Genomic DNA, 16,394 nt, shown 5'->3' on the forward strand with positions numbered 1-16,394 from the left:
TGCGCGCCCGACCTGCGTCAGATCCGCGTCAGCGCCCAGAAGCCGACCGCGAGCGACACCAGCGCGAGCAGCAGCACCGGGACCGCCACCTTGGGAGGCGGTCCCGGACGCCGTTCCGGGGTCGTTCTCAGGGGCATCTCAGGGAGGGGGGCGGGAGCCTGGGCGTGCTGAGCGGGGTAGGGATGCGGAGGGGAGTACGGAGCGGAGGGATCGAAGGGGGGTACGGGATGGGCGACCGGCGGGGTCAGATGGAAGCTGCCCGTCTCGGACGGCGCGGGCACCGGCTGCCGGTACGGCTGCTGGTACGGGTTGGGGTGCTGCTCCTGGTACTGGTCCCGGTACGGCTCCTGGTACGCCTGGGGCGCCGGTCCGGGCAGCACGGGCGGTACGGGGGCGGGCGCGGCGGCCGGGACCGGCGGGGTCGCGGGGGTGGCGTCCTGGAGCGGCGGCGGGGCGTCCTGGAGCGGCGGGGCGTCCTGGGCCGGGCGGGCGGTCGGGCCCTCGGGGCCGAAACCGGCCGGCAGGGGGCCGAGCTGGTCGTGGATCTCGATCGGTTCCTCGCCGGCCGCCGGCCCGGGCAGCAGCTCCACGGCCGCGTTCAGCGCCTTCCGCACGCCCGTGGCCGTCCGGAAGCGGGCCTGCGGGTCGGGCTGGAGCAGCCCGGCGATGACCTGCCACAGCGGCTCGGGGACGCTCGCGGGCGCCGGAGGCGTGCCGTGGGTGAGGAAGTGCTCCACGAGGGCCTGCGAGTCCGGCCGGGTGCCGTGCAGCAGATAGAGCGCGACGAGCCCGACCGCGTACAGGTCGGCGGTGAAGTCCGGTTCGGCGCCGAGAAGTTGCTCGGGGGCGAAGTAGCCGGGCGTGCCCACGACGTAGTTGGTCTCGGTGAGCCGGGGTTCGCCCTTGCGCATCGAGATGCCGAAGTCCGAGAGCCGCAGGTGCGGCCGGCCCGTGCCGGTCGCCTCCATCAGGATGTTGGCCGGCTTGATGTCCCGGTGGACGACGCCCTCCGCGTGCACCGTCGCCAGGCCCGAGAGCAGCTGGTCGAGGAGGGTGCAGACATAGCGGGGCGGCAGCGGCCCGTAGTCGCCGATGACGTGGGCGAGGGAGCCGCCGGCGACCAGGTCCATGGTGAAGAGGACCTGGTCGTCGTCGGCGGCCCAGCTGGCCGGGGCGAGGACGTGCGGATGCTCGATCCGCAGCGCCTGTTCCCGGACGAAGCGGAGCAGCGTGTGCGCGTCGCTCTGCTGGAGCACCTTGGCCGCCACATAGCGGCGGCGGCGGTGGTCCCAGGCGCGCCAGACGGCGCCGGCGCCGCCCCGCCCGATCGGGTCGACCAGCTCGTACCTGCCGGCGAAGACCTCACCCATCGTGCTGCGCCGCCCCCCGTCCGTCGTCGGTCGTGTGTTCCGTCGTTGCGTGTCAGCTCTGGTGCGACTCGTAGTGGGCGACCGCGTCGGCGGTGCGTCCGGCGCCGTAGACCCGGAGGAACTCTGCCAGCTCCGGGTGGGCCGGGGCGAGGGAGTCGGCGGCGTCGATGATGTCCCCGGCGGCAGCCACGGAGCGCAACAGCGACTGGATCTCGCGGACCACGCGGCGCACGGTCGGGGCGCCGGAGCCGTTGCCGGTCTGGCCGGAGGCGGCGGTGAGGACGGAGCCGCCCTGGGACTTCTTGATCTCGTCCATGCGGTCGGTGGCCTCGGCGGCGCTGACGCTGCCGTCGGCGACCTGCACGGCGAGCTCCTGGAGGGCCTGGACGCGCTGGACCACGGCGGGGTTGCCGATCTTGGCGCGCTGACCGCTCATGAGCTGGGAGAGCATGGGCGCGGAGAGCCCGAGCACGGCCGCCAGCCTGGCCTGGTTGAGCCCGAGGTCGTCGATCAGCCGACGGAAGAGCGCCCCCAACGGCTCCCCGTACCAACTGCGCTGAAGCTCTCTGGCTCTTGCCGTGGCTTCCTGCTGCGCTGTGTCCATCACTTCTCCCCATCCCTGCGGTTCACCACTGCGAACCTCGGTCAGCATCTTACGGAGCGTGGTCGTTCACCGGGAGTCCCCACCTTTTGCCCGGGACCGGGGGAGAACCGGTACGCTGTCCTCGTTCCGGGGCCTTAGCTCAGTTGGTAGAGCGCTGTCTTTGCATGGCAGATGTCAGGGGTTCGACTCCCCTAGGCTCCACTTCTCCTCACCCCTCTGACCTGTGGAGACACAGGCAGGGGGGTGTTCTTGTGCTGTGGTGCCGGATGTCGTGGGGTCGCGGCGGGCGGGAGCCGGTTCGTGGAACCGCTGAAGGTCCGGGCACGTTCGGTGTGTTTGAGACCATGCGAAAGGACGGCACGCACATGATCACGCTCACCAAGGAAGACGGTCCGGCGGACCTGGACGGTGTGACCCACATGTCCATCGGTGTGTCCTGGGACCCCACGGCCGGCAGCAGCGGCGGCCCGATGGGCATGCTGCGCCGCAAGAAGGGCACCGATCTCGACCTGATCGCCATCGCGATGCACGGGGCGGAGCCGGTGCGTCTCGCGGGGCTCGACTCGCTCGACCCGCTGGGCAACGGTTCCCTGGTGCACAGCGGCGACAACCAGACCGGGCACGGCGACGGCGACGACGAGACGGTGACGGTCGAGTTCGCGAAGGTCCCGCCCCACATCACGTCCATCGTGTTCGTCGCGGCCGCCTACAAGAAGGGCAGCTCCTTCCAGCGGGCGCGCAACATCAGCTTCAAGGTGTACGACGCGACCGGCGGCAGCTCCCAGCAGGTCGCCGACATCTGGCCGAGCATGCTCACCCAGGACAACGGCTGTGCCGTCGCCAAGGCCATGCGGGTGGGTGAGGCCTGGAAGCTCCAGGTGATCAACGAGATGGGGAAGATCAAGCAGGGCGACGAGCTCGCCCTGATGCGTTTCGCCGTCAGCAAGTAGCGGCCCCCTCGGGGGGTGTCTGGGCTCCCTACGTAAATGCCCCCTGACCTGCGGAAAGCAGTTTCAGGGGGCATTTTGGCGTGCCTGCCGGTGCCTGCCCGTGGCTCCGTGCCTCGTGCCCCGTGGCTCGTGGCTCAGGATTCGGGGGTCACGTGGAAGCGGATGGCCGCCGCCAGTTCCTCGCAACGGCGGACGGCGTCCGCGCGGGTGGCGGCCGTCGCGACGGCGTAGCCCTTGTCGCAGGCGAGGAGGGAGTCCATGGAGGCCGTGCGGTCGCCGACGTGCTTGGCGAGGACCACGGCCTCGTCGACGCCGGTGAAGTCCTTCAGGTACGGGATCATGTGCGGCGGTGTGGTGCCCTTCGGGACCCGGCGGACCGGCACCGGCAGCTCGTCCACGCCGCTGATCGCGGTGATCACGCCCGCTTCCGCGTCGAGGAAGCGGATCGCGGCGCCGCGCTTCGGCTCCGGGGCCTCCTCCGGGAGCCGGTCGATGCCCAGCGGGACGGTGAGGAAGAGACGGGCCGGGTCCCAGCCGGTGGAGCGGTTGACCATCTCGGGGATGCCGGAGCCCGAGAGCCGGTTGTGCGTCTCCAGGAGGCGCGGGCCGTCAGGGGTGAGCACGAACTCGCTGTGCGAGGGGCCGTCGGTGAGGCCCACCGCGTCCAGGACGCCGGCGGTCATCGCGTGGATCTCGTCGCGGAAGGGGGCGGCCTGGTCGCTGGGGACGCTGCACTCCCACTCGACGAAGTGCTCGTTCACCCGGTACTCGCAGATGCCGAGGACCACGTGCCGGCCCTGGTGCGAGAAGGCCTCGACGCTGACGACCGGGCCCTGGAGGAACTCCTCGGCGAGGACGCCTCCGTAGCCGAAGTCCGCCACGGCCTTCACCGCCGCCGCGGCCTCATCGGGCGTCTCCACCCGGTGGATGTGGAGGCTGCCGGCGCCCTTGCCCGGCTTGAGGACGATGGGGCCGCCGACCTCGGCCAGGAAGGCGACGGCCTCGGCCTCGTCCCGCACGATCCGGTGGCGGACCGGGCTCAGGCCGTGGCGGTCGAGGGCGGCGCGGGTCAGCGCCTTGTCCTGGATGATCCGGGAGACCTCGGGGTCGGTGCCGGGCAGGCCGAGCTTGGCGTTGACCTCGCCGACGGGGACGGCGGCGAGCTCGGTGGTGGTGAGGACGAACTCGAAGGGGTTCTCCTCGTGCAGCGGCTGGAGGAGGGCGAGGAGTTCACCGGTGTCCGTGATGTCGCCGGTGAGGATCGTGGAGACGTGCTCCTCGGCCTCGGCGCGGTCGAACTGGCCCTCCGTGTGGACGAGGGTGACGTCGATGCCGAGCTCGCGGGCGCCGTGCACGGGGGCGGGGCGGCCGCCGACGACGGCGATGCGGCGCGGGCGCGGGGCGGTGGTCATGCGGTCGCTCCTTCGGTGGTGGCCGGGGTGGTGGTGTGGCCCAGGGGGGTGCTGGGGTGCACCTCGCGCTCGATGCGCGGCAGGATCTCGGGGAGGTAGATGTCCTGGATGGCGGACTCGTCGCCGTGCCGCTCCCAGTGCCCGCGGCTGGCCCAGCGCTCGACGAGGACGAACCGGCCGGCCGTCTCGTGGGACTGGTACGCCTCCCAGCTGACGCAGCCGTCCTCGGCGAGGCAGACCGGGCGCATCCGGGTGAGGGCGTCGGCGACCGGGGCGACGTCCTCGGGGGTCTTGGTGTCGATGATGACGATGAGGTCGAACATCACTGTTCCTTGCCTTCCTGGTCCTGTCGGGCCTCCTGCGCCTGTCGGGCCTCCTGCGCCTGTCGGGCCTCCTGCGCCTGCTGGGCTTCCTGGACCTGCTGGGCTTCCTGGTCCTGCCGGGCGGTGGTCCGGGCGAGTTCGGGGAGCCATTCGGCGATCGGCGGGAACCGGTGGCCGAGCGAGACGAGCCGGTCGGTCGTCACGCCGAAGTCGACGGGGAAGGAGTACGGGGACAGGGCCGGGTCGCCCGCCGGGTCGTCCTTCTCCGTGACGGTGGCGCGGAGTCCGGTGGCCCGTTCCACGGCCGCGATCATGTCGTGCGGGCCGGCGCTGTCGGGGGAGGCGACGTTGACGGCTCCGGTCGCGTCGGAGACGGCGGCCCAGGCCAGGAAGCGGGCCGCGTCCTCGGCCCGTACCAGCGAGGTCTTTCCGGGCTTCGCGTGGACGGTGATCGGCTCGCCCGCGACGATCCGGTCGTGGTGGAAGCGGAACCTGCCGGTGAAGTCGCCCTCGGCGGCGAGGACGTGGGAGACGCGGGCCACCAGGACCGGCACCTGGGCGGTGCGGACGAGCGCGGCCTCGGCCTGCCGCTTGCCCTCGCCGTAGTTCTCCTCCAGGTAGGACATGTCGAGCCAGGGCAGCTCGGTGTCGTAGTCGTACGCGGCGGGGTCGAGTTCGTCCTCGCGGGCGAGGACGCCGATCGGCGGGGCCGGGATCCGCCAGCGGAAGGTGTCCTTGTTGTAGACCTCGATGGTGCTGGTCAGGACGATCTTTCCGGCTCGGTCTCCGAAGGCGCGGGCCGCCTCGACCGCCGCGTTCGGGGTGTAGCACATCTGGTGGATGACGGCGTCGAAGCGCTCGCCGGCCACCGCCTCGGTGAGCTCGCCCGGCCGGTTGACGTCGGCGCGCAGCCGGCGGACCGAGTCGCCGAAGGGGTCCGGGGTGCGGCCCCGGGTGACCAGGGTGACGCGGTGGCCCCGGTCGAGCAGTTCACGGACGAGGATCTTCCCGAAGTACCGGGTCCCGCCCACGACACAGATGTCGGCCATCTGTTCCTTCTCCTTGGTTCCTTGGTTTCTTGTCGCTCGTCGCCCGTGGAGGGCCGGGCGGTCAGGCGGCGGTCTTCTCGCGTTCCGGGGCGCCGGGCGCGGGGGCCGGGGCCGTCTCCTCGTCGCGGCCCGCGAGGCAGGCCACGGCGCAGATCGCCGCCACGGCCGCCGTCACGTACCAATTCGCGCCGGGCAGGCCGGTATTCCGCGCCAGGTCGAAGAGGACGCCGGCGGACAGCGAGCCGATCATGTTGCCGGCGCTGCGGAAGAAGTGCATGGCGCCCATCGCCTTGGCGAGCCGGTCCTCGGGGACCTTGCGGGCCACCCAGATGTCGAAGGACGGCACGAAGAGGATCTCGCCGAGGACGACGACGAAGCAGCCGAGGACGATCCACGGGACGCTGCGGCCGGCGCCGAAGGAGAGGAACGCGACGGTCATCCCGCCCAGGCCCACCGCCATGACGACACCGGGGCGCAGCCGCTTGATCAGGAAGGTGAAGACCGGGTACTGCAGCGCGAGCACGGTCAGGCCGGTGATCCAGAACGGCGCGGAGGGCGCCCAGTCGGCCGCGTACCGCTGCATGTGGAGGGGGATGCCGACGACGAAGCCGATGGAGAGGAACCAGAAGACCGCCGACAGGAGGAAGTAGCGGGTGGCGCCGCGTACTTCGATGCCCTGGAAGACCGCGGTGCTGAACAGGGCGGGACGCCGGCCGTCCGCCGGGGCCGGGGGCTCCCCGAAGCCGGCCTTCGGGATGAGGAAGGAGGCGACCAGGCAGTACGCCGTGAAGAAGGCGAAGACCAGGGAGAAGAGGGTCCGCAGGTCGAGCCCGATGACGAGACCGCCGAGCAGGGCGCCGCCGAACAGGCCGGTCTGGCCGCACATCTGGAAGGTCGAGAACGCCTTGGGCCGCTCGTCGTCGGGGAACGCCACGAGGACGTTCTTCAGGCCGGGGAAGGAGGTCCCGGAGCCGAAGCCGATGAGGAAGCCGAGTGCGGCGTAGACGGCGACGCCGTCGACGAAGCCCATCAGGCCCAGGGCGACGGCCTCGGTCGCGGTGCCGAGGAAGACGGCGCCGCGGACCCCGAGGCGGGCCGCGATCCCCTCGTAGAAGAAGGTCGCGAGGAGCCGGCCGACGTACGTCATGCACATCACGACGCCGGCCCAGAAGCCGCTGCCGGTGCCGCCGAGCGTGGCGACGAGGACGGGGAACCAGATGAAGCTGCCGGTGTTGGCGAGCAGGATTCCGGCGTTGACGCCGATGAGCGCCCGCCGGCGGTCGGTGGTCACAGGGCGGCCTTCCCCTTCGAGTCGTTCGAGCGGAGCTCCGCGATGGCGCGCGCGAGGGCCGGGCGGTCGACGGGGACGCCCCGGACGACGGTGGCCACGGGCAGGGCCGACAGGGGCCGGCCGGGAGCGTGCAGGTTGTAGGTGGCGCTCGCGCCGACGGCGAGCGGGTGGCGGCCGGAGCGGTCGCCGCTCATCTCGTCGAAGTAGCGGCGGCCGCCGACGGTCGCCTGGTGGCGCAGGGCCTCGGCGAGCGCCGGGTCGGTGTCGTCGCCGCGCAGGGCGTCGAGCTCGCCGAGGAACGAGTAGCCGTGGTACGCGCCGAGGTTGCCGGCGTCGGTGCCGATCAGCAGGCTGCCGCGGCGGAGCGCGGCGAGCGCGTTGTTCCGCATGTCGCGGAGGGCGGCGGTACGGGTCTCCTGGCAGCCGTACTCGATGCCGAAGGGCTTCTCGATCGTCTCGACGAACTCCAGGTTGTACGGGTCCTGGGTCTCGCGGAAGCCCTCGCGGCCGTACTCGGTGCGGAAGTCCTCCCGGCTCATGATCATCGACCGGAGGCCGGCGAGGGTGGAGACGAACCGCGCCCCGGCGAGGCCCTCCCACTCGGCGTCGGTGAGGGTCCTGTCGCGGACCGAGTGGGCGAAGAGCCGGAAGCCGCACGCGTAGGCGAAGAGGGTCTCCTCCAGGGTGTTGCAGTCGACGACCGCCGTCACCCCGCGTTCGGCGGCCGTCCGCGCGGTGAACCGCAGGACCCGCTCGGAGAGCCGGGAGAAGCGGACCGGGCTGCCGGGCTGCTCGGTGCCGTCCGTGAACATCACCTTGAGGAAGGTGCCGCCGCGCTCGGCGTTGGAGCGCAGCGCGTGGTCCAGGTCGGCCTCGACGGAGATCAGGTGGACGGGGGCCGGGAACTCGACGCCGTGGCCGGTGCGGCCGGCGGCGTCGGCCACCGCCGTGACCGCGTAGCCGCAGTGCACGAGTTCGGGGTACGGCCACGGGGAGGCGGCCCGGCCGGCCTCCCAGCCCTCGGCGAGCAGCGGGTAGCCGAACATGTCCACGAGGTGGGTGACCCCGTGGTACAGGTACTGCAGGGCCGTGATCCGGGGGTCGTCGACCGTGTCGTCCCAGTTCGGGGGGAGCGCGATGTGGGCGTGGGTCTCGGTGTAGCCGGGCCACAGCTCGGTCTCGGTGCCCGTCCGGGCCGCGCCGGTGACCTCGAAGGCGGTGAAGACGCCGTCCTCGGAGGTCACGTCGTACACGGCGGTGGGGTCGAGGGCCGGGACGGCCACCCCGCGCTCGACGACGCGGCCGGGTGCCGTCCCGGGGCGGGTGGGGGTGTTCATCGGGCGACCCCGACGCGCATCTTCAGGTCGATCCGGTCCAGGCCCTCCTCGCAGCGCTTGTTGACCTCGTCGCGGTCGGCGCCGGTGAAGATGATGTGGCCGATCCAGTCGAAGTTGCTCTTGGAGAGCCGGGCCACGTCCGTGCCCGGCTTCTTGTACGCCTGGGCGCTGTGGAAGCCGGGGACCTCGGGGAGCGCGTCGAAGCCGATGGACTCGACGGTGCCGGCGATGGGGGCGCCGAACCAGTGGCCGCCGGCCGTGGTCCTGCCGGGGAAGGGCAGCTCGGGGCGCTCGCCGAGGGCCTGGCGGATAACCTGGAGGTAGGTGTCGACGCCGGAGGAGATCTCCATCAGGGTCGGGACGATCCCGCCGACCAGGCGGCCGTTGACCTCGCACAGGACCGGTCCGTCCGGGCCGAGCAGGTACTCGGTGTGGATGAAGCCGAAGTCGATGCCGAGCTCCTCCAGGACCCGGGTGGTCGTGGCGAACAGCTCCTCCTGGAGCGGGTGGCCGTCGAAGTAGGTGGCGCCCATCTCGATGAAGTACGGGAAGCCGCTCAGCGGGCGGTCGGTCACACCGAGGTTGACGATCTCGCCCTTGCCGAGCACGCAGGACTCGACGGAGATCAGCTCGCCGGGTACGAACTCCTCGATGAGGATGTCCGGGATGCGGACGACTCCGCGGCCGTAGTCGACGACGTCGGCCAGCTCGGCCAGGTAGGCGGCGAGGTCGTCCTCGTCCTTCAGGTGCAGGACGTGGAGGCTGGCCGTGCCGTCCGAGGGCTTCACGACGCAGGGGAAGCCGACCTCGCGGACCGCGGCCTCGACCTTCGTCACGTCGGAGACGTGGGCGAAACGGGGCTGGCGGACGCCCGTGCCGTCCAGGGTGAGGCGGGTGAGGTGCTTGTGGCGGGCGTTGCGGGCGCCGTCGACGCTCATGCCGGGCAGGCCGAGCGCCTGGGCCACGGCGGCGGTGTGGACGGTGTGGTACTCGCTGTAGGTGGTGACGCCGTCGATCGGGTGCTCGGCGTGCAGCTCGCGGGCGAGGGCGATCAGCTCGTCGATGGAGAAGGCCTGTTCGCTCTTGACCACCCGGCATCGGGGGTGGGCGTAGGCGGCCTCGGCGAGCGGGGAGACGGCCGGGTAGAAGTCCGGGTCGACCGAGACGAGGGTGACCTCGTGGCCGAGCTCCAGGGCGCCGGCGATGCCGGCGATGCCGTTCGGGTTGCATTCGATCATCAGGATGTGCATGGGGGCTCCGAGTTCTGGGATCCGGGGAGGGCGACGGCCGGGCGAGCGGTGCCGCGGCCGGCGGTGCTGCGGATGACGGGGCTTCGGCCGGTGGTGCTTCAGGCGGCGTTTCGGCCGGTGGTGCTTCAGGTGGTGGTGCTTCAGGCGGTGGCGGCGAGGGGCCGGTCCGGGGTGCGCGCCCGGTGGACCGCGCCGAACACGGCGGGCAGGTCGATGCCGAGCGAGGCCATGACCTCCTCGTGGTCACCGCCCCTGGCGGGCCAGCTCCGGTCCGCCGCCACGCCGGTGACCTCGTGGGCGGGCAGCAGCAGGGCCAGCGCCTCGGCGACCCCGCCCTGCGCCCGGTGCTCCTCGACCACGACGAACTTCCGGTGGTACGAGGCGAGTTCGGCGGCGGAACGGGCGAGGTGCTCGTGGTCCACGTACACCAGGTGGGCGTGCGAGACCCCGGGCAGGGCCTGGCGCGCGGCGAGCGCGAGCCGGGTGCCCTCCTCGCCGACCGAGACGAGGCAGACGTCGCCGCCGGCGGAGCGGGACTCCCAGAGGACGGGCGGCAGTTCGGCGCCGTCCCGCCCGCCGTCCCAGGACAGGGAGGCGTACGCGGCGTTCCGGCCGGTCCGGATGTAGTGCGGCTTCCCGGAGCGGACGGCGGCCCGGACCACGGCCCGCATCTCGGCCTCCCCGTAGGGCGCGGCGATGGTGACGCCCGGGACGGACCGCAGGACCGCGAGGTCCTCCAGACAGTGGTGGGTGGTGCCGAACCAGGCCCCGGACACCCCCGCGTACGGCGCGACGACGGTCACGCCCGCGCCGAGGTAGCCGAGCGTCAGCTTCAGGCTCTCCGCCGCCCGGAGCGCCGCGAACGGCGCGAAGGTGCTGACGAAGGGCTTGTAGCCGGCGGCCGCGAGCCCCGTCGCCATGTCGACCATGGCGCCCTCGGCGATGCCGAGGTTGAAGAAGCGGTCGGGGTGGGCGGTCTGGAAGGGGTGGCCCTTGCCGCCGAGGTCCGCCTCCAGGCAGACGATCGCGGTGTCCTCGGCGGCGAGCCGGGTGAGTTCGGCGCGGTAGGCGTCCCGGCCGGAGAGCGGCGCGGGAGCCTCCTGGGCGGTCGCGGTCATCGGATGGCTCGCTTCCACTTGGCGGCGCGGGTGGCGTCGATGGTCACGTAGTGGCAGCCGGCCTTCCCCTGTACGGCGGGGACGCCCTTGCCCTTGACGGTGTCGGCGATGACGGCGAGCGGCCGGCGCTCGGCTCCGCGGTCGCCGGCGAGGATCGCGGTCAGCGCCCCCAGGTCGTGCCCGTCGGTGTGGACGGTCTCGAAGCCGAAGGCCTCGAACCGCTCGCCGAGCCGGGGCAGCGGCGAGATGTCCTCGACGTAGCCGTCGTTCTGGCCGCCGTTGCGGTCGACCACGAGGACGAAGTTGCCGAGGCCCTGGGCCGCCGCGACCTGCACGGTCTCCCAGACCAGGCCCTCCTGGAGCTCGCCGTCGCCGGCGACGGCGATGCCGAGTCCGCCGTGGCCGCCGAGGCGGCGGGCGAGCGCCCATCCGGCGGCGTACGGGACGCCGTGGCCGAGGCTGCCGGTCGGGAAGCGGACGCCGGGGACCTTGGGGCCCGGGTGCCCGGTGTAGGGCTGGTCGGCCCGTCCGTACAGCGGCGCCGGGTTCTCCGGCAGGATCCCGCTGACGTGCAGGGCCGCGTAGAGTCCGGCGGCCGCGTGGCCCTTGCTGAGGACCACCTCGGTGCCGTCCCCGGCCGAGGCCCGGTGCAGGGCCGCGATCAGGATGTCTAGGACCGAGAGGCTGCCGCCGAGGTGGCAGCCGCGCGGGCTCGCCGCCATGTCGACGACGAGGCGCCGGGCCTCGGCCGCGCGGGCCGCGAGGGTGGCGAGCACCTCGTCGCCGCCGGCCTCCGGCCGCGCGGGGGCGTCGAGCAGGGCGGTCATGAGCGGCTCCCCTCGGGCAGGGCGAACCAGCGGTTGACCGCGTCCGCCAGGAGCGAGCGGGCCGTGCGGTACTCCATGCCGCCGATCCGTTCCTCGTCGGTGTGGTCGAGCGCGGAGTCGCCCGGCCCGTACGCCACCATCGGCACGTCCTGCCACGTGGTGGCCAGCGTGTTCATGTCCGAGGTGCCCTTCTTCACCACGAACCGGGGCCGGATCCCGGCCTCGGCGAAGGCCCGGGTGAAGACCTTCACCAGGGGGCCGGAGCGCCCGCCGGCGTAGCCGGGGGTGGCCCGCAGCACCTCGACGGTCACCCCGTCGCGGGGGCCGAGCGCGGCGGTGCGCAGCTCGGCGAGGTCGGCCGAGGGCGGCACCCGGAAGTTGAGGGTGCCGGTGGCGCGGTGCTCCTCGCGGCCGGTCCCGCAGCTGATGTCGATGACCGCGCTGAGCGCGTCGGGGGCCTGGGCGAGGACGGCCTCGCGGATCCCGCCGAGGGCGCGGATCAGCAGGTCGGGGGCGGAGACCGCGTCCATGCCGGCCGAGTGGCCGCTGGGGACCGCGGCCGTCACCCGCAGCTTGAAGAGCCCGAAGTAGCCGAGCGTCAGCTTCTCGGAGCCGCTGGGTTCGCCGATGACGACCGCGTCCGCCGGGTAGTGGTCGCGGACGTGGTAGGCGCCCTTCGAGGAGGAGATCTCCTCCTCGACCGCGCCGACCACGCACAGCCGGCCGTCCTCGGGGATGTGGGCGTGGGCGAGCACCTCCAGGAAGGCGGCGAGGCTGCCCTTGGCGTCCACACTGCCCCGGCCCCACAGCTCGTCGTCGCGCCATTCGACCGGCCAGTGGTGGGGGACCGTGTCGAGGTGGCCGAGGAGGAGCAGGGTGCGCGGGCCGGTGCCGCGGCTGGCGACCAGGTTGCCCGCCTCGTCGACCTCGGCGTTCATGCCGCGCTCGCGGCACCAGTCGGCGAGGAAGGAGGCGAGCTCGGCCTCGTCGCCCGAGACGGACGGCACGGAGACCGTCCTGGTCAGCAGGGCGAGGTCGGCGGCGGGCTCCTTGGTCCGCCAGAAGCGGGTCCAGCGGGCCGGGTCCGCCATGGTGTGCGGCCCGGTGATGGCGACGTCGGCGCTGCCCTCCAGGGCGATCTCGGCCGCGCGCACCTTCTGGCGCATGCGGCCGCCGGCGTACCGGGCGCCCTCTCCGGGGTAGACGTTGGGGAGGGTCGAGCCGGGGTCGGCCGGGTCGGCGAGGAGCCCGGCCGTGCCGGTGACCAGGCGCAGGTGGTCGGCGCCGAGCGCGCACGCCAGGGTGGCGGCGAGGACGTCGGCGTCCACGTTGAGCGGGGCGCCGCCGTCCTGGTCGGCGACCGGCGGCGACAGGCAGACCACGTCGTACGCGTCGAGCAGCGCGGCGAGCCGCACGGCGTCGACGTCGGCGGGGACGCCGGCGCGGTGGTCGCGGACGACGAGGGTGCGGCCCTCGGCCGAGACCGCCTTGAGGGGGCGGTTGGCCCGGCCGGTGACCAGGCCGCCGCGGGCGGCGACGGCCGTGAACACGCCGAGGCCGAGGGCCTTCAGCTCGCGTTCGACGGCCGGGAGGGTGACCCGCTCGTAGGCGTCGACGAGGTGGAGCATCTCCTCCGGCGGGCAGTAGCGCACGGAGTCGCCGTTGGCCAGCGTGAGGTGCGGCATCGGGCGGCCGATGGCGGTGTAGTGGCGCTCGATGCCGGTGGCGCCGCCGGCCACCAGGAGCACCCGGGCGCCGCGGGCGACGAGGTCCGCGACCTCCTGGTGGATGGTGCCCCGGTCGAGGGTGGCGCTGCCGGCCTTGATCACGTAGAGCGGACGGGTCACGGCGACACCGCCGTGGTGGGGAGCCCGGCCGTCTCGTCGAGACCGCAGATCAGGTTCATGGCCTGGATGGCCTGGCCGGCCGCGCCCTTGATGAGGTTGTCGAGCGCCGCGACGGCGACGACCTGGCCGTCGCGGACGGCGATGGCGACCTCGGCGACGTTCGAGCCGACGACGGCCTTCAGCATCGGGAAGTCCTGCGGCGCCTTGGGCGCCGGGCGGACCCGTACGAAGGGCTTGCCGACGTACGCCTTGGCGTAGGCCCGCTTGACGTCGAGGGCCGAGACCCCGGGGCGCAGCCTGGTGTAGGCGGTGACCATGATGCCGCGGGCCACGTCCAGACTGTGCGTGGAGAACCGCAGGTCGATGCCGGCGCCGGTGAAGTCGGTGAGGGCCTGGTGGATCTCGGGGGCGTGCCGGTGGCCGTACAGCTTGTGGACCCGGAAGTTGCCGGTGCGCTCGGCGGGCGGCTCGTCGCTGCCGCGGCCGCCGCCGGTGGAGCCGGTCTTGGCGTCGACGATGACCTGCTCGTCCACGAGGGCCTCGGCGAAGAGCGGGTACAGGGCGTAGATGCTGGTGACGGCCATGCAGCCGGGGAGGCTGATGAACCGGTTCTCCGGTACGGAGGGGCTCAGCTCCGGCACGAAGTAGGCGAACTCCTCCAGCGGCGGGTGGGCCGCCGTCTTCGGGTAGTGCGTGCCGATCTGCTTCTCGTCCCGGAGCCGGAAGTCGCCCCCGAGGTTGAGGACGCGCTTGGCGTGCGCGGCGATCAGCGGCAGCCGCTCGGGCAGCGCGCCGGTGGGCAGGCAGCCGAAGGCGACGTCGACCGGGTCGATGTCGGCGAGCTCGGCCAGCGGGCGGAACTTGAGTCCCGCGGCCTTGGGGTGGTTGCGGAGCCAGGGGTGGACGCTGCCGACGGTGGCGCCCGCGTTGCGCTCGGCGGAGAGGAAGGCCAGCTCGACCGCCGGGTGTTCGAGGAGGAGCCGGATGACCTCGCCGCCGGTGTAGCCGCTGCCGCCGATGACGGCGACGCGGATCCGGCCGGTCTCGATGTCGTCAGCCAAGGCGGGCCGCCTTCTCGTACGGACGCCGGTACTCGTTCGTCTCGACGAGCTTGCGGATGGCGTCGGGCCGCTTGGCGACCTTGTGGAAGGCGTCGGCGTACCGCTGCGCGCGCTCCCACTCGACCGGCGAGCGCAGCTCGCGGCAGAGGACGAGGGTGCTGTCGAGCATGCCGAGGGTGACGGGGAAGTCCTCCGGGCGGTGGTCGCGCGCCGCCTGGGGGTTGAGCGAGAACGGGTAGCCGTTGCCGAAGCCGGCGCGGTGCGTGAAGGGCAGGTGGCAGGGGATGGGGGTGTTCTGCCACTCGCGGGCCGGCACGCCCTCGGCGACGAGGAGTTCGTGGACGGCCTCCTTGACCGCCCACACGGGCAGGTCGTCGAGGCCGACGGCCTCGGGGTGCAGCGTGATCCGGTACATGTTGTACGCGTGCACATGGCCGTCCGGCACGTGCGGCGGCGTGAACAGGCCGGTGCGGGAGAGGGATTCGGCGAGGAGGCGCGCGTTGCGGGCGCGGATCTCGTCGTAGTACGGCAGCCGCTTGAGCTGGCTGGAGCCGAAGGCGGCGGCCACCCAGGACATGCCGTAGTCGATGCCGTGGCGGTCCAGGTAGGCGACGGCGCGCTCGTACGCCTCCGCGGTGGAGAAGAAGGCGATGCCGCCCTCGCCGCCCAGCGGGAAGTTCTTGTCGGCCATCAGGCTCTGCCCGGCCGCGTCGCCGAAGGAGCCGGCGACCCGGTCGCCGATCCTCGCCGAGTGGGCGTGCGAGGCGTCCTCGACGAGGGCGAGACCGTGCCGGTCCGCGAGGGCGCGCAGCGCGGGCACGTCGGCCGGCAGACCGTGGACGTGGACCGGCATCAGGGCGCGGGTCCGCGGGGTGATCGCGGCGGCGGCGGCCTCGGGGTCCATGCAGTACGTGAGCGGGTCGATGTCCACGAAGACGGGGATCGCGTGGGCCGCGACGACCGCCTGCGCGGTGGCGATGAAGGTGAAGGCGGGGACGATCACCTCGTCACCGGGCCGCACGCCGGCGCCGACGAGCGCCATGTGGAGGCTGGAGGTGCCGCTCGCGGTCGGCAGCGCGTACTCGGCGCCGACGTACCGGCGGTAGGCGTCCGCGAAGTCGGCGACGACCTTCTCTGGCGTCTGGCGCTGCGCCAGCATCAGGTTGAAGACGTCTTCCTTGGTGATGACCGGGAAGAGCGTGCGGCGCAGGGCCTTGGGGATCATCTCGCCGCCGCCGAGGGCGGCGAGCTCGTCCTCGATGTCCGCGGCGGAGGGCAGGGGAAGCGGCGAAGCCGGGAAGTCAGTGATCACGAGTGTGCTCCGGAGACGGCGGCGGGTCGCGCCGCCTGGGTCAGGGCCATCCGCACGCAGGCGGCCACCAGGGGGCTGAGGCGGTAGTTGAACTGGACGCCGGGGATCAGGTCCGCGTCGGCCTCCTCCTGCGTCCACATCGTGCGCAGGTCGTAGGCGCCGAAGATCTTGAGCCGCTCGGCGCGGCTCCAGACGGTCCGGTCGTCGGTGAGGACGGCCGCGGCGGGACCGAAGCCGAGACCGGTCAGGTCCACGACCAGGGCGGGCGCGGTGGCGGCCGCGGCGAGTTCGCCGAGCCGGTCCGCGTTGCCCGCGTCCAGGGCCAGGTGGTCGTAGGCGGCGGGGCCGTCACCGGAGACGGTGACGCCGAGCCAGGAGAGGAACGCCGTCGTCTCCGCGTCCGCCCCGGCCAGGGAGATGGTGTCCCCGTGGCCGATGCCCTGGCCGGCGAGGGCGGCGTGCAGCGCCCCGGTGCGGCTGTTGAGCAGGACGGCATGGGCGCGGCCGGTCTGCTTGGTGAGCAGCCGTTCCAGACCGGGGAGTTCCCGGTCGCTCTTCTCGATGCTCATGACCACGCCCGAGGTGAGGACGCGGGTGAGCACCGTTGCGGTGTCGAACAGTTCCATGGGAGGTCTTCTCCGTC

Annotated in this window: 15 protein-coding genes and 1 tRNA gene; 2 read left to right on the forward strand and 14 right to left on the reverse strand. The window is 72.8% G+C overall.

Features of this window, described 5'->3' with window-relative positions; genetic code table 11:
- Positions 1-17: 17 nt before the first annotated feature.
- Positions 18-1,370 carry a protein kinase gene (locus QK442_RS18320; RefSeq protein WP_282695029.1) on the reverse strand — a complete coding sequence of 451 codons (1,353 nt, stop codon included), beginning with the start codon at positions 1,368-1,370 and terminating at the stop codon, positions 18-20.
- Between the two features lie 52 nt (positions 1,371-1,422).
- Entirely contained in the window at positions 1,423-1,974 is a 552-nt protein-coding gene (locus tag QK442_RS18325) for a DNA-binding protein (RefSeq protein ID WP_282695030.1), read from the reverse strand.
- 128 nt (positions 1,975-2,102) lie between these two features.
- Here QK442_RS18325 and QK442_RS18330 point away from each other — a divergent pair.
- Positions 2,103-2,175: transfer RNA gene (locus QK442_RS18330), tRNA-Ala, on the forward strand.
- Between the two features lie 164 nt (positions 2,176-2,339).
- On the forward strand, positions 2,340-2,924 hold the full coding sequence (locus QK442_RS18335; protein WP_282695031.1) for a TerD family protein: 585 nt from the start codon (positions 2,340-2,342) through the stop codon (positions 2,922-2,924).
- Between the two features lie 134 nt (positions 2,925-3,058).
- Here the strand turns inward: QK442_RS18335 and QK442_RS18340 are convergent, their stop codons facing one another.
- The 12 genes from QK442_RS18340 to QK442_RS18395 all read right to left on the reverse strand — a co-directional run bounded on the left by QK442_RS18340 (position 3,059) and on the right by QK442_RS18395 (position 16,377).
- Positions 3,059-4,336, reverse strand: coding sequence for an ATP-grasp domain-containing protein (locus tag QK442_RS18340; protein ID WP_282695032.1), 1,278 nt, complete (start codon positions 4,334-4,336; stop codon positions 3,059-3,061).
- Positions 4,333-4,659: an antibiotic biosynthesis monooxygenase gene (locus QK442_RS18345; protein WP_282695033.1), complete on the reverse strand. Its 327-nt coding sequence runs from the start codon at positions 4,657-4,659 to the stop codon at positions 4,333-4,335. The genes QK442_RS18340 and QK442_RS18345 overlap by 4 nt, the downstream gene beginning before the upstream one ends.
- Complete coding sequence (locus QK442_RS18350; RefSeq protein WP_282695034.1) at positions 4,659-5,708, reverse strand: NAD-dependent epimerase/dehydratase family protein; 1,050 nt, start codon at positions 5,706-5,708, stop codon at positions 4,659-4,661. Before QK442_RS18350 ends, QK442_RS18345 begins: the two co-directional genes overlap by 1 nt.
- A gap of 61 nt (positions 5,709-5,769) precedes the next feature.
- Entirely contained in the window at positions 5,770-6,999 is a 1,230-nt protein-coding gene (locus tag QK442_RS18355; protein WP_282695035.1) for an MFS transporter, read from the reverse strand.
- Positions 6,996-8,336, reverse strand: coding sequence for a hydrolase (locus QK442_RS18360; protein ID WP_282695036.1), 1,341 nt, complete (start codon positions 8,334-8,336; stop codon positions 6,996-6,998). Before QK442_RS18360 ends, QK442_RS18355 begins: the two co-directional genes overlap by 4 nt.
- Positions 8,333-9,586 (reverse strand): ATP-grasp domain-containing protein, encoded by a 1,254-nt coding sequence (locus QK442_RS18365; RefSeq protein ID WP_282695037.1) that lies wholly within the window; start codon positions 9,584-9,586, stop codon positions 8,333-8,335. The genes QK442_RS18360 and QK442_RS18365 overlap by 4 nt, the downstream gene beginning before the upstream one ends.
- Before the next feature lie 140 nt (positions 9,587-9,726).
- Positions 9,727-10,704, reverse strand: a complete 978-nt coding sequence (locus tag QK442_RS18370; RefSeq protein WP_282695038.1) for a transketolase — start codon at positions 10,702-10,704, stop codon at positions 9,727-9,729.
- On the reverse strand, positions 10,701-11,531 hold the full coding sequence (locus QK442_RS18375) for a thiamine pyrophosphate-dependent enzyme (RefSeq protein ID WP_282695039.1): 831 nt from the start codon (positions 11,529-11,531) through the stop codon (positions 10,701-10,703). Before QK442_RS18375 ends, QK442_RS18370 begins: the two co-directional genes overlap by 4 nt.
- Positions 11,528-13,378 (reverse strand): M20/M25/M40 family metallo-hydrolase, encoded by a 1,851-nt coding sequence (locus QK442_RS18380; protein WP_282695040.1) that lies wholly within the window; start codon positions 13,376-13,378, stop codon positions 11,528-11,530. The genes QK442_RS18375 and QK442_RS18380 overlap by 4 nt, the downstream gene beginning before the upstream one ends.
- Positions 13,375-14,439: an N-acetyl-gamma-glutamyl-phosphate reductase gene (gene argC / locus QK442_RS18385; RefSeq protein ID WP_282695041.1), complete on the reverse strand. Its 1,065-nt coding sequence runs from the start codon at positions 14,437-14,439 to the stop codon at positions 13,375-13,377. The genes QK442_RS18380 and argC overlap by 4 nt, the downstream gene beginning before the upstream one ends.
- A complete protein-coding gene (locus QK442_RS18390; protein WP_282695042.1) occupies positions 14,432-15,751 on the reverse strand; it encodes a DegT/DnrJ/EryC1/StrS family aminotransferase in 1,320 nt (439 codons plus the stop codon). The genes argC and QK442_RS18390 overlap by 8 nt, the downstream gene beginning before the upstream one ends.
- On the reverse strand, positions 15,748-16,377 hold the full coding sequence (locus QK442_RS18395; RefSeq protein WP_282695043.1) for a DegT/DnrJ/EryC1/StrS family aminotransferase: 630 nt from the start codon (positions 16,375-16,377) through the stop codon (positions 15,748-15,750). The genes QK442_RS18390 and QK442_RS18395 overlap by 4 nt, the downstream gene beginning before the upstream one ends.
- Positions 16,378-16,394 lie beyond the last annotated feature (17 nt).

It is taken from the genome of Streptomyces sp. CC208A, from assembly GCF_030010625.1.
Lineage (GTDB): Bacteria > Actinomycetota > Actinomycetes > Streptomycetales > Streptomycetaceae > Streptomyces.